14 protein-coding genes are annotated in these 11,573 nt (G+C 72.0%); 7 read left to right on the top strand and 7 right to left on the bottom strand.

Annotated elements, in window-relative coordinates:
- Positions 1-53 precede the first annotated feature (53 nt).
- Both CCN51_RS21580 and CCN51_RS21575 read right to left on the bottom strand, forming a co-directional pair.
- Positions 54-593 carry a hypothetical protein gene (locus CCN51_RS21580; protein ID WP_043487628.1) on the bottom strand — a complete coding sequence of 180 codons (540 nt, stop codon included), beginning with the start codon at positions 591-593 and terminating at the stop codon, positions 54-56.
- 2 nt (positions 594-595) lie between these two features.
- Entirely contained in the window at positions 596-838 is a 243-nt protein-coding gene (locus CCN51_RS21575; RefSeq protein ID WP_014179785.1) for a helix-turn-helix transcriptional regulator, read from the bottom strand.
- 159 nt (positions 839-997) lie between these two features.
- On the opposite strand from CCN51_RS21575, the gene CCN51_RS21570 reads away from it, so the two are divergent.
- The 5 genes from CCN51_RS21570 (at position 998) to CCN51_RS21550 (ending at position 5,374) form a co-directional block, all read left to right on the top strand.
- Positions 998-2,071, top strand: a complete 1,074-nt coding sequence (locus tag CCN51_RS21570) for an Ldh family oxidoreductase (protein WP_014179784.1) — start codon at positions 998-1,000, stop codon at positions 2,069-2,071.
- Positions 2,068-2,370, top strand: coding sequence for a putative quinol monooxygenase (locus CCN51_RS21565; RefSeq protein ID WP_014179783.1), 303 nt, complete (start codon positions 2,068-2,070; stop codon positions 2,368-2,370). Before CCN51_RS21570 ends, CCN51_RS21565 begins: the two co-directional genes overlap by 4 nt.
- Positions 2,371-2,422: 52 nt before the next feature.
- Positions 2,423-2,857, top strand: coding sequence for a cupin domain-containing protein (locus CCN51_RS21560; RefSeq protein ID WP_014179782.1), 435 nt, complete (start codon positions 2,423-2,425; stop codon positions 2,855-2,857).
- Positions 2,854-4,419 carry an aldehyde dehydrogenase family protein gene (locus CCN51_RS21555; RefSeq protein WP_014179781.1) on the top strand — a complete coding sequence of 522 codons (1,566 nt, stop codon included), beginning with the start codon at positions 2,854-2,856 and terminating at the stop codon, positions 4,417-4,419. The genes CCN51_RS21560 and CCN51_RS21555 overlap by 4 nt, the downstream gene beginning before the upstream one ends.
- 97 nt (positions 4,420-4,516) lie before the next feature.
- The gene (locus tag CCN51_RS21550; protein WP_014179780.1) at positions 4,517-5,374 is read left to right on the top strand and encodes an NmrA/HSCARG family protein; all 858 of its coding nucleotides are present in this window, start codon (positions 4,517-4,519) and stop codon (positions 5,372-5,374) included.
- A 49-nt stretch (positions 5,375-5,423) separates the two neighbouring features.
- Here CCN51_RS21550 and CCN51_RS21545 read toward each other — a convergent pair whose 3' ends face one another.
- The 4 genes from CCN51_RS21545 to CCN51_RS21530 all read right to left on the bottom strand — a co-directional run bounded on the left by CCN51_RS21545 (position 5,424) and on the right by CCN51_RS21530 (position 8,089).
- Entirely contained in the window at positions 5,424-5,915 is a 492-nt protein-coding gene (locus tag CCN51_RS21545; RefSeq protein ID WP_014179779.1) for a hypothetical protein, read from the bottom strand.
- A 66-nt stretch (positions 5,916-5,981) separates the two neighbouring features.
- Positions 5,982-6,848: a haloalkane dehalogenase gene (locus CCN51_RS21540; RefSeq protein ID WP_014179778.1), complete on the bottom strand. Its 867-nt coding sequence runs from the start codon at positions 6,846-6,848 to the stop codon at positions 5,982-5,984.
- Positions 6,849-6,872: 24 nt separating this feature from the next.
- A complete protein-coding gene (locus CCN51_RS21535; protein ID WP_014179777.1) occupies positions 6,873-7,262 on the bottom strand; it encodes a pyridoxamine 5'-phosphate oxidase family protein in 390 nt (129 codons plus the stop codon).
- 2 nt (positions 7,263-7,264) lie between these two features.
- Positions 7,265-8,089 (bottom strand): SDR family oxidoreductase, encoded by an 825-nt coding sequence (locus CCN51_RS21530; RefSeq protein ID WP_014179776.1) that lies wholly within the window; start codon positions 8,087-8,089, stop codon positions 7,265-7,267.
- A gap of 107 nt (positions 8,090-8,196) precedes the next feature.
- On the opposite strand from CCN51_RS21530, the gene CCN51_RS21525 reads away from it, so the two are divergent.
- Complete coding sequence (locus tag CCN51_RS21525) at positions 8,197-8,790, top strand: TetR/AcrR family transcriptional regulator (RefSeq protein ID WP_014179775.1); 594 nt, start codon at positions 8,197-8,199, stop codon at positions 8,788-8,790.
- Positions 8,791-8,816: 26 nt separating this feature from the next.
- Here CCN51_RS21525 and CCN51_RS21520 read toward each other — a convergent pair whose 3' ends face one another.
- Positions 8,817-9,920, bottom strand: a complete 1,104-nt coding sequence (locus CCN51_RS21520) for a hypothetical protein (RefSeq protein ID WP_014179774.1) — start codon at positions 9,918-9,920, stop codon at positions 8,817-8,819.
- 136 nt (positions 9,921-10,056) lie between these two features.
- Here CCN51_RS21520 and CCN51_RS21515 point away from each other — a divergent pair, with 136 nt between their 5' ends.
- The gene (locus CCN51_RS21515; RefSeq protein WP_014179773.1) at positions 10,057-11,280 is read left to right on the top strand and encodes a DUF4032 domain-containing protein; all 1,224 of its coding nucleotides are present in this window, start codon (positions 10,057-10,059) and stop codon (positions 11,278-11,280) included.
- Positions 11,281-11,573 lie beyond the last annotated feature (293 nt).

The following is an 11,573-nucleotide window of genomic DNA, read 5'->3' as shown; positions in this document are numbered from 1 at the left end:
CCGCTGGCCCCCGCCGGCCCCGCCGGTCAGTCAGGTCGGCCGGGCCTGCCGGGTCAGCCGGGCTGAACCGCAAGCCCCTCGTCGTCGGCCGGCTCGTCCTGGGCCATGAGGCCGCCCACCCACAGCGGCATCAGCCAGTGGGGGACGAGGGCGGCGATGAGCACGGGCGCCACATAGGCCCTGGGCGCATCGCCGCCGGCCGCACCCGCCATCAGCAGCCCGGCCGCGACCGTGACCAGCAGCAGGGTCATCACCCGGTGGGCGCGGGCCAGGACCCGGCTGCGCTCGGCCGACTGCCGCTCGTCCAGGGCGCGTTCACGCAGTTCCAGCAGACCGCGGGTGGCGGCGTTGATCACCCCCGTCGCGATCATCCAGGGCAGCAGCAGCACCGCCATCACGACGATGGCCCACATCTGCTCGGACTCCGCGAGATAGAGGCGGGCCATCAGCGCCCCGAAGGCCGCGGTCAGCGTGATGTGTACGGCGACGGCCAGGCGTCGGCGTGCGGCCGTGGCGTACAGCGCCCGCCCTTGGGGGTTGTTCATCAGCCGCACCATGCGCCGGTCATATGCGGTCATTCGAGTCGTCGGCATGGCTATTTCCTCCCGTAGACCTCGTCCGTGAGCGGCCGGAACGGCTCGAGCGAGAACAGCGCCTCCACCGGCAGGCCGAAGAACTTCGCGATCTTCAGCGCCAGGTCGAGGCTCGGGTTGTACTGCCCTCGCTCGATATAGCCGATGGTCTGGTAATGCACCCCTACCGACTCGGCCAGGCTCTGACGCGACACTTTCCGCTCGGCGCGCACCATCGCCAATCTGTTGTGCACCTGCTCGCTCATGTATAAGAAGTACTACATCCCGAAGCATGGTCGCAACAGAACCGCCGGTACGGGACCGCCTCCACCCCACCCCCTCCCCATGGCTTCCTTGTACGCGCTGCTGTATACAGGAGCGGATACAACCCAGCCCTGTGTTCACCCTGACGCGAGGACAGCCTCATGCCGCATACCGTCCGCGCCGCCGACCTGCTCCGGTTCGCCACCGCCGCCGCCGAAGCCCATGGCGTACCGCCCGACGACGCCCGCCTGCTCGCGGACACGCTGGTGACCGCGGAGCTATGGGGGCATCCCTCCCACGGGATGCTGCGCCTGCCGTGGTACCTGGACCGACTCGCCAGCGGCGCGACGGCCCCGGTCGCCGACCCGCGGATCGTGAGTGACGGCGGGGCGGTGCTCGTCGTGGACGGCCGGGACGGGCTGGGTCAGGTGCTCGCCGACCGGGCGGTGGACCGGGGCGTCGAACGGGCCCGGGAGCATGGGATCAGCGCGGTGGCCGTACGCAACTCCGGCCACTTCGGCACCGCCGCGTACTACACCCGCAAGGCCGCCGCACGGGGCTGTGTCGCGATCCTCGCCACCAACGCCAGCCCGGCGATGGCCCCATGGGGCGGGCGGGAGAAGCGCACCGGCACCAACCCCTGGTCGATCGCCGCGCCGGGCGGCCGCTACGGCACGGTCGTGATGGACATCGCCAACACCGCCGTGGCGCGCGGCAAGGTCTACTACGCGAAGGAGCGCGGGCGGCCGATCCCCGAGGGCTGGGCGGCCGACGCCGACGGCGTGCCGACCACCGATCCGCGCCGGGCCGTCGAGGGGCTGATCCTGCCGATGGCCGGCCACAAGGGGTACGCCATCTCGTTCATGTTCGACGTGCTGGCCGGGGTGCTCACCGGCAGCGCGTTCGGGGCCTCGGTCGTCGGTCCGTACCGGCCGACGGGCCGCAGCGGCGTGGGCCATCTGCTGATCTGCCTGGACATCCGCGCGATGGCCGAACCGGCCGAGTTCGAGCGGCGGATGGAGACGCTGATCGAGGAGACCAAGGCCACCCCCACCGCGCCGGGCGTGGCCGAGGTCTTCGTCCCGGGCGAGCCGGAGGCCCGTACCGCCGAGCGGCTGCGCACCGAGGGCATCGCGGTCGCCGAGGACACCTGGCGCTCCCTCACCCGCGTCGCCGCCACCACCGGCGCGCCTCTGCCCACACCGACCACCATCTCCGAGGAGCTGCCCGCATGATCGCGCTGACCGTATCCCTGCAGGTCGTCCCCGGCCGCCGCGATGACTTCCTGGCCGCCATCGAGGAGAACGCCGAGCGCTCCTTCCACGACGAACCCGGCTGCCGCTCCTTCGACGTCGTCTGCGATCTCGACGACGACCACCACTTCGTCTTCCACGAGATCTACGACGACGAGGCCGCCGTCGGGGCCCACCGCTCCGCCCCGCACTTCGCGGTCTGGCGCGCGGCCGCCGCGAAGTACGTGGTGCCCGGGAGCCAGGTCAACACCCTCTCGCGCCGCCTGTTCCACCACTCCTGACCCGCCCCACGTGTCCCTGCGAATGAACCCGATACAAAGGAACCCAACCCTCATGTGCACCGAGCCCGCCCCACCGAACCTGCTCATCCACCCCGACGAGGTCGAACGCTTCGACCGTGGCGGAGGTGTCGCCACCCTCCCCTACGTCGGCAAGTGGAACTCCGCCACGGCCGTCATCACCACCGGCCAGACCGTGTTCCAGCCGGGTACCGGACTACCGCTGCACAGCCACAACGTCGAGGAGTCGGTGCTGATCCTTGAGGGCGAGGCGACGGCGGAGATCGACGGCGAGCTCTTCGGCCTGGAGCCCGGCCAGGCCACCTGGGTCCCGGCCGGCGTTCCGCACCGGTTCTTCAACCGGGGCGAGGGCGTGATGCGGATCTACTGGGTCTACGGCGGACGGGATGTCACCCGGACCATCACCGCCACCGGCGAGACCTTCGCGCACCTTTCCGAGCACGACAAGGGAGGGGCGCCCACCGCATGAGCGACACCGCCATCAAGGTCGTCAACCCCGCTACGGGCCGGCTCATATCGGCCGTCGAAGGGTGGGGCGCGGAGCGCGTCGAGGCGGCCGTGGCGCGGGCGCATACGGCGAGCCGCGCCTGGGCGCTGGTCCCGGTCGCCGAACGGGCGGCCCGCGCCGCCCGCCTCGCCCGCGCGCTGCGCGAACGCCGGGGCGCTCTCGCCTCCCTGGTCGTGGCGGAGATGGGCAAACCGGTGCGGGAGGCGGAGGGCGAGGTCGAGAAGTCCGCCCTCACCGCCGAGTACTACGCGCGGCAGGGCCCGGCCATCCTCGCCGACCAGCACATCGAGGTCGACGCCGCCGAGGCGGCCTGGGTGTCCCATGAGCCGCTGGGTCTTGTGCTGGCGGTCATGCCGTGGAACTTCCCCGTCTGGCAGGTCATGCGCTTCGCCATCCCCTCGCTGGTGGCGGGCAACGGCGTTCTGCTGAAGCACGCGTCGAACGTGACCGGGAGTGCGCTGGCCTTGCAGGACCTGTTCGTGGCGGCGGGGTTCCCCGAGCACCTGGTGACCGCGCTGCTGATCGCGGACCGCGAGGTGCCCGAGGTCACGGCCCGGCTCATCGAGGACGACCGTGTCGCCGCCGTGACCTTGACGGGAAGCGACCGGGCGGGTGCGGCCGTGGGCTCAGCGGCGGGGCGCGCGGCGAAGAAGTCCGTTCTGGAGCTGGGGGGTTCGGACGCCTTCGTGGTGCTCGACGACGCCGATGTCGGGGCGGCCGCGGCGGCCGCCGTGAAGGCACGCTTCGCCAACTCCGGGCAGAGCTGCGTCTGTGCGAAGCGGTTCATCGTCAGCGCGTCGGTGGCGGACGCCTTCACCTCCGCGTTCGTGGCCGGTGTCGAGGCGCTGCGGGTCGGCGACCCGCGGGAGCCGGACACCCAGGTCGGCCCGCTGGCCCGGGACGATCTGCGCGCGGCGATCCACCGGCAGGCCCAGGACTCCGTGGCCGCCGGGGCCCGCCTCCTCACCGGAGGCCGCCCCCTGCCCGGCGACGGCTACTTCTACGAGCCGACCGTCCTGGCGGACACCGGACCGGGCATGGCCGCCTTCGACGAGGAGACCTTCGGCCCGCTGGCCGCCCTCGCCGTCGCCCGGGACGACGAGGACGCCGTCCGGCTCGCGAACGCCACCGCGTACGGGCTCGGCCTGAGCGTATGGACGGCGGACCCGGCCCGCGGTGTGGCCCTGGCGCGCCGCGTCACCAGCGGCGCGGCCTTCGTCAACGCGATCGTCGCCTCGGATCCGCGGCTGCCCTTCGGCGGCACGAAGCGGAGCGGATACGGGCGGGAGCTGGCGGCCGCGGGCATCGTCGAGTTCACCAACACCCGTACGTACTGGGTGGGGCGCTGGTCAGGTCAGCAGCGTGACGGTGCGGCCCCCCGGGTCCGCGACGCCACCCCCTGGCCATCGCCGCCCGCAGCACGGCCCTCGGGCTGGCCCCGTCCCGCGTCACCGTCCAGGCCGTCCTCCGACACGGCGACTGGGCACCACCGCGGCTGCCGGCCGCTCGCTGATCATGTATGACGATGGGGGCGCACGGGGCACAAGCGCGCCCACCGAGTGCCGAGGCCGTCGGCCTCGGCTGTGCTACTCGGCTGTTCTACGAAGTAACGGAGTACTCATGATCACAGTGCTGGGAGCCACCGGTGGACAGGGCGGCGCGGTGACACAGGCGTTGCTGGCGTCGGGGCAGGGCGTCCGCGCCGTGGTCCGCAACCCCGCTGAACCGCGGGCGCGCCGACTCGCCGAGCAGGGGGTGGACGTGGTCCCCGGCAACCTGTCCGACACGGCGTCGCTGACAGCGGCCTTCGACGGTTCGGCCGCCGCCTTCGCGGTGACCACGCCGTTCGAGTCGGGCACGGACGCGGAGGTCCGGCAGGGCCAGGCGATCATCGAGGCCGCCGGGCGGGCGGGGCTGGCGCATCTGGTGCTCGCCTCGGTGGCCTCAGCGGACCGCTCCACCGGCATCCCCCACTTCGAGAGCAAGGCGCGGATCGAGCGCGTGCTGGCCGAGGCGGGCCTGCCGGCGACCGTGGTCGCGCCGACGTACTTCTTCGAGAACACCATGGGCGGCCTGGACGAGATCGCCCAGGGCACCCTGTCCCTCGCGGTCCCCGCCGACACCCCGCTCCAGCAGATCGCCCGCCGCGACCTGGGGGCGGTGGTGGCCGCCGTGATCGCCGACCCAGAGCGCTGGATCGGCCGCCGGGTGGAGGTCGCGGGCGACGCGCCCACGCCGCGGCAGATGGCCCAGGCGATCAGCGCGGCGGCCCGCGGCCCGGTCGAGTACCGCCATGTGCCGCTTGACCTGGTCCGGCAGGCGAGCGCGGACATGGGGGCCATGTTCACGTTCCTCGCGGAGACCGGCTATTCCGTGGACATCCCCGCGCTGCGCGCCGACTTCCCGGGCATCGCCTGGACCTCCTTCGCGGACTGGGCCGCCGATCAGCGGTGGCCGCAGCCGCGCCCGCTGGGCTGAGCCGGGTCCGCGCGGCTGAGCCGGGTCCGCGCGGCTGAGCCGGGTCCCCTCAGGCGCCGCCGGGCGGCCCGGCGGTGACGGTGATGCGCGCCGGGATGTCCTCCTTCGTCGGGTCCGTGTCCGGGTCGTCGTAGGCGATGACGATGGTGCGGCGCGCTCCGTCCACGCGGTCGGTGTAGGTGATCTCGGTGGGCCCGGTGGTGCGGGGCCTGCCCCCGATCTCGTACGTGCGCAGGAAGTCGGCCACGGTGGAGTCTCCGGCGCCCTCGATGGTGTAGCGCAGGACCGCGGTGCCGTTCTGGATGCGGGCGTACCCGGGGATGTAGTAGCGGCCGATGTTCGGGTGCTGGTCGGGGGCCAGGCCCGCCTGGCGTTCCGCGGACTTCTGCTGTGTCGGGCGGGAGTCGGCGTCGTGGGTGGCGTACGCCACAGCGGCCCAGCCCACGGCGCCGAGGGTGAGGAGCACACAGCCGATCAGCAGGGCCCGGACCAGGTACCGGCCCTGGTGAGAGCGTCGCCCGTGGCCGCTTCGGTCGCGCATGTCGTACTCCTCCGTAGCCGGGCCTATGGCCCTATGACACGCTGATCACCCGTCCGCGGTTGCCGGTCATCGGGAACGAAGGCCGAGTCGGTCCGCCCAGGCGGAGATGGCCGCGGCGATCAGTGCCGGCTGGTCCTCGGGGGTGTGATGGCCTGCGACGGCCTCGGAGTGTTCGATCTCAAGACCGGCGATGTTGGCCGCGCACCACGCGATGGTGTCCGCATGCATCATGGCCCCCGGCCCGGGCTGATACGTCAGCAGCAGCTTGGGCACTTCGGGGCTGGCCGCCAGCCACCGGTCGTACGCCTCGATCCTGGCCACGACGTCGGCGGGCTCACCGCCCAGCGGCATCGAGCGCGGCCACTGCAGAAGCGGCAGCCGGCTCTCCCGGGTGGGGTAGGGCTTGCGGTAGACGTCGAGGTCGCCCGGGCTGAGGGGGGTGGCGACGGTGCCGGGCAGGGCCTGCTCGATGAAGGCGTTCTCGTCGAGGATCATTGCCTCGCCGACGCCGTCGGTCTTGATCGCCCGGAACAGCTCCCGGCCGCCCTCGGGAAACTCCTCCCAGGCCATCGGCTTGACGATGGTCTCGGTGAACGCGATGCCGCGCACCCGGTCCGGATGGCGCGCGGCCCAGTCGAAGGCCAGCGCGCCACCCCAGTCGTGCCCGACGAGCACCACGTCCTGAAGGTCGAGCGCGTCGAACCAGGCGTCCAGATAGTGGGCGTGGTCGGCGAAGGTGTAGTCGATATCGGGCTTGCCCGAATCACCCATGCCGATCAGATCGGGGGCCAGCAGCCGTCCGGCCCCTACGGCCGGCATGACGTGCCGCCACAGGTAGGAGGAGGTCGGGTTGCCGTGCAGAAAGACGATCGGCACTCCGGTGCCGGACTCCCGGTAGTACATGGTCGAGTCGTGGATGTGGAGAACAGGCATGGTCGGTTCCTTTGTCCGGTCCGTTCAAGGGAGGTTGAGGCGGGTGAAGCGGTCGACCGAGATCTCGATGACCACGCGGCCGGGCGGGGCGGGCGGCGGCGTCCCGTAGCGCGCGGTGTAGCGGCGGGCGCCCTCGGCCACCCGCTCGGGTGCGTCGTGGACGGTGGCAGAACCTTCGAGCGTCACCCACCGGAACCCCACCGCCTGGCAGAGCGCCGCGCGCCCGCCCGGCCCGGCGGTGAGGTTCCTGGCCTTGCGCGTCGTGTCGACGGTCAGGACGCGGGCGAGGCCCGCCCGGGCGTCCCAGGTGAAGCGCACCGCGACCACATGGGGCGAGCCGTCGGGGCGCAAGGTGGTCAGGGTGGCTATGTGCGGCTCGGCGAGGAAGTCCTCGGCCGACGCGCTCGCCGGCACCCTCACCGGAAGGCCGCGATGTTGCGTTCGGCCCAGGCGGCGAAGGCGCCAGGCGCCCGGCCCAGGATGTCCGCGACGTCGGGGCTGACCTGCTGCTCCTCCTCGGTCGGCGCGCCCAGGAGGGCGAGGGTGCCCTCGACCACGGGCAGCGGCATGAACCGCGCCATCAGCTCATGGGCCTCCTCGCGGGTCTGTTCGGTGAAGCGCACCGGCTCGCCCAGCGCGGCCGCGATCGCGGCGGCCCGCTCGCGCGGGGTGGTGGGGGCGGGGCCGGTGAGGGTGTAGACGGCGCCCTGGTGGGGGGCCTGGTCGCGCAGCACGGCGGCGGCGACCGCGGCCACGTCGTCGGGGTCGACGAAGGGCAGGCCGATGTCGCCGAACGGCGCCGCGGCCTGCCGCGCCGTACGGATCGGCTCGGCCCAGGCGAAGGCGTTGCTGTCCAGCCCGCCCGACCGCAGGATCGTCCAGTCCAGCCCCGATCCCCGTACGGCCGCCTCGAACTGGCCCGCGTGCCGGTACACGTCCGGGCGGGTCCCCGCGCCCTGGGAGGACAGCAGCACCACCCTGCGGATCCCGGCGGCCTTCGCCACGCCCAGGATGCCCTGCGGGTCCTCCCCCGCCACCAGCAGGAACAGCGCCTCCGCTCCCTCGAACGCGTCCCGCAGACCGGCCGGTTCGGCCAGATCGGCGGCCACCGCCCGTACCTCCGGGGCCGCGTCGGCGTCGGCGATGTGCCGGGCCACGGCCGTCACCGGCACCTGAGCCTCGGTGAGCGTCCGCACCAGCGTCCGTCCGACGTTTCCGGTCGCACCGGTTACCACGATCATGTCGATCTCCCTACGCCAAGAGCCTCAGAAGTGAGTTAGTCGGCTGACTAACTCCGCTGAGACAGACGCTAGCACGCTTCGACCACCGGTTGTCTATAGTTAGTCGGGTGACTGACTCAGCGGATGCGCCACCTCGCCGGCAGAAGGCCGTCGGCAAGCGGCAGCGGCTGACCGCCGCCGCGGCACGGGTCCTGCACGAGCAGGGCGTGGAGCGCACGACCATCGCCGATATCGCCCGCGCCGCCGATGTCCCGGCGGGCAATGTGTACTACTACTTCAAGACCAAGGACGAGCTGGTCGAGGCGGCCCTCACCGAGCACGTCTCCCATCTGAAGACCCTCACCGACCAGTTGGACCAGCTCCCCGACCCACGCGAACGCCTCAAGGCGCTCGTGGCCGCGTGGGTCGGCGGGCGCGACACCGCGGCCCGCTACGGCTGCCCCACGGGCACCCTCGCCGTCGAAGTCGACAAGCGCACCGAGGGCGGCCTCGACCTCGCGGCGGGCCGGGCCTTCCGGCAGCTGCTGGACTGGGCGGAGGGGCAGTTCCGCGAGATGGGCGTGGCCGACCCCGACGGGCTCGCCATCGCGCTCATCGGCGCCTACCAGGGCATGTCCCTGCTCTCCAACGCCCTGCGCGACCCGGAGATCATGACCCGCGAGGGGGCCCGCCTCACCCACTGGCTGGACACCCTGACCTGAATCAACGCAGCCTGATCAGCTGGGTCTCATAGCGTCCACAGGTGCAGGGCGTCCCCTGCCTCGGAGCGGGTGAGCCAGGTGCCGTCGCCCAGCGCCGTGGGCCAGCCGGATATGGCGAACGGGTAGTCGATCTGCCCGGTGACGCTCATCCGCGCCGCGTCCAGCAGCCAGTGGCGCTCGCCGCCGAACTCCTCGTCGCTTCCGGCCGTGCCCGTGATGACGGTGTCCTCGTCGAGGAAGCCGGCGTAGTAGTCCCAGCACGGCTCGTCCTCGTCGCTGTCCGGGGGCATCTCGGGGTGGCGGGGCACGGCGGTCGCGGCGTCCGCCTCGGCGAGCACCGAACCGTCCGCGCCGCGGTGCACGGCAAGCGTCTCCTGGTAGTGCGTAACCGTCAGAAAGCGGTTGCCGGACGGGCTGACCGCCAGCAGCACCCAGTCGTCGCCGCCCAGCCGGTCCACGGTGAGCGTCCGGCCGTCCCAGCGGCCCCACAGCAGCGGCACCCCGTCCTGGCCCTCGCCGACGCTCAGGCCCATCTGCCCGGGGTCGGGGTGCGGCACATGCTCCGATCCGGCGGCCGCGGTCTGCGCGTCCACCCGGGCCAGCACCTTGCCGTCGGCGGCGTCGAGCACCAGCCATTCGTCGAGCGCGCCCGGATCGGGGTCGGCATCCGAGGCGAGCGGACCGCGGATGTGGGCCCAGACCAGCTTGCCGTCGGCCGCGACGGCCGCCGAGCCGCTGTCGGCGTACAGATGACCGTGGGAGTCGGGGTATTCGTCGAACGACGTGTGCAGCTCGCGGCAGCTCCCGTCCCAGCAGCCGTGCCGGACCTCCCACCGCACCGCGCCCGTCGCATCCACGGCGCGCAGCGCGTGCACCCCGGCGAAGACGGCGAGGTCCAGGCGCGGGGAGACGGTGACGGTGCCGAACCGGCGCGGCCAGGGCGCCGGAAAGCGGACCACCGCGGCCTCGCCCACCGCGGCGTACTCATCGAGGTCGTACGCCACCACCTCGGCGTCGCCGCGCTGCACGACCAGCCGCGCCTCCGGCCCTGCCTGCGGCGACGGAGCGTCCGCCACGGCAAGGTCCAAGGGCGTGGCGAGCGTGGTGACGAGACGGGCGGCGAAGGTCATGGCCCCTCCGGTGTGGACGGCGTTGGGAGAACCGTACGGCGAGGGTCTGACAACGGCCCCCGGCCAGGTGTGATACCCGTCGCTGCCGGGCGCCGAGACCTGGACTCCAGCGCGCTGGTGTGTCACTGGTTTCTCCATGGACCTCAAAATCACCGCGACCTCCCCCGAGCACCCGGCCGCTCTCCTGGACCTCCCGTGGAGCGTCCCGCTGGAGCAGTGGCCGGATGAGCATCTGGTCGCGCTGCCGCGTGGCATCTCGCGCCATGTGGTACGGTTCGCGCGGGCGGGCGGGGAGGTGGTGGCGGTCAAGGAGGTCGGCGAGTGGGCGGCCGTGCGGGAGTACGGGCTGCTGCGGGATCTGGACCGGCTGGCCGTGCCCGCCGTGGACGCGGTCGCGGTGGTCACGGGGCGGACCGATGAGCGTGGGGAGCCGCTGGAGCCCGCGCTGATCACCCGGCATCTGGTGGGGTCGCTGCCGTACCGGTCGATGTTCGAGACGACGATGCGGCCCGGCACCATCAAGCGGCTGCTCGACGCGCTCGCCGTGCTGCTGGTGCGGCTGCATCTGAGCGGCTTCGCCTGGGGCGACTGTTCGCTGTCCAACACGCTGTTCCGGCGGGACGCGGGCGCGTACGCGGCGTATCTGGTGGACGCGGAGACCGGGCAGCTCCATCCGCGGCTGTCGGGCGGGCAGCGCAGCTATGACCTCGAGGTCGCCCGGGTGAACATCGCGGGCGAGCTGATGGACCTGGAGGCGGGCGGGTCGCTGCACCCCTCCGTGGATCCGGTGCTGTTCGGCCGGGAGATCGTCGAGCGGTACGACGAGCTGTGGCACGAGCTGACCCGCGAGTCGGTCTATCCGCTGGCCAAGCGGCACTACATCGACCGGCGGGTGCGGCGGCTGAACAATCTCGGTTTCGATGTCGCGGAAATGCAGATCCAGCGGTCGCCGGACGGGGATACGGTCACTTTTCTGCCGAAAGTCGTGGACGCCGGGCACCATCAGCGGCAATTGTTGCGGCTGACCGGTGTCGACGCGGAGGAGAATCAGGCGCGCAGCCTCCTCAACGACCTGGAGACTTGGATGGTCTCGCAGGACGACTACGCTCCTGGCGATCCGCTCGGTGCGCGCCCGGAGGTGCTCGCGCACCGCTGGGTCCGCGATGTCTTCCGGCCCACCGTACGGGCCGTGCCCCTGGAGCTGCGGGGTTCGACCGATACCGCGCAGATCTACCATGAACTGCTCGAACACCGCTGGTCGTTGTCCGAGCGGGCGGGCCGGGACGTGGGGCTCGAGGCGACGGTCGAGGACTATGTGCGTACGGTGCTCGGCCACCGGCAGACCGAATTCGGAAAATAATCCGCGGAACATTTCCACTGGAATTTAGATCAGTAATCTCGTGAACTGCGGTTTTCCGGGAATCCGGACCCCGCGGCGTGCATTAATGGCGCGTGTTTGATAGAAATCCTTCTCGCTGCCGGTTCACATTGCCGGTCCACATATTCGTGTGACCCGTGCGACCACCCCTGCGAGAAGGAGAATTGGGATGTCCCAGCCGCCCCCGCCGCCCGGATACGGCTATCCGCCGCCGGGCCCCCCGGGACCGCCGGCCCCACCGCAGATGCCGCAGCAGCAGCACATGCAGCAGCAGC

It is taken from the genome of Streptomyces milbemycinicus, assembly GCF_002154605.1.
In the GTDB taxonomy this organism is placed as follows: domain Bacteria; phylum Actinomycetota; class Actinomycetes; order Streptomycetales; family Streptomycetaceae; genus Streptomyces; species Streptomyces milbemycinicus.
The sequence above is the reverse complement of the archived record's forward strand: the minus strand, read 5'-3'. Positions and strand labels throughout refer to the sequence as shown.

Bases quoted from the DNA above. Each gene is read 5' to 3' on its own strand.
- CCN51_RS21540 (WP_014179778.1), bottom strand. From the start codon at position 6,848: ATGCCTGTTCTCCACATCCACGACTCGACCATGTACTACCGGGAGTCC.
- CCN51_RS21575 (WP_014179785.1), bottom strand. From the start codon at position 838: ATGAGCGAGCAGGTGCACAACAGATTGGCGATGGTGCGCGCCGAGCGG.
- CCN51_RS21530 (WP_014179776.1), bottom strand. From the start codon at position 8,089: ATGATCGTGGTAACCGGTGCGACCGGAAACGTCGGACGGACGCTGGTG.
- CCN51_RS21520 (WP_014179774.1), bottom strand. From the start codon at position 9,920: ATGACCTTCGCCGCCCGTCTCGTCACCACGCTCGCCACGCCCTTGGAC.
- CCN51_RS21550 (WP_014179780.1), top strand. From the start codon at position 4,517: ATGATCACAGTGCTGGGAGCCACCGGTGGACAGGGCGGCGCGGTGACA.
- CCN51_RS21545 (WP_014179779.1), bottom strand. From the start codon at position 5,915: ATGCGCGACCGAAGCGGCCACGGGCGACGCTCTCACCAGGGCCGGTAC.
- CCN51_RS21555 (WP_014179781.1), top strand. From the start codon at position 2,854: ATGAGCGACACCGCCATCAAGGTCGTCAACCCCGCTACGGGCCGGCTC.
- CCN51_RS21580 (WP_043487628.1), bottom strand. From the start codon at position 593: ATGCCGACGACTCGAATGACCGCATATGACCGGCGCATGGTGCGGCTG.
- CCN51_RS21565 (WP_014179783.1), top strand. From the start codon at position 2,068: ATGATCGCGCTGACCGTATCCCTGCAGGTCGTCCCCGGCCGCCGCGAT.
- CCN51_RS21570 (WP_014179784.1), top strand. From the start codon at position 998: ATGCCGCATACCGTCCGCGCCGCCGACCTGCTCCGGTTCGCCACCGCC.
- CCN51_RS21515 (WP_014179773.1), top strand. From the start codon at position 10,057: ATGGACCTCAAAATCACCGCGACCTCCCCCGAGCACCCGGCCGCTCTC.
- CCN51_RS21560 (WP_014179782.1), top strand. From the start codon at position 2,423: ATGTGCACCGAGCCCGCCCCACCGAACCTGCTCATCCACCCCGACGAG.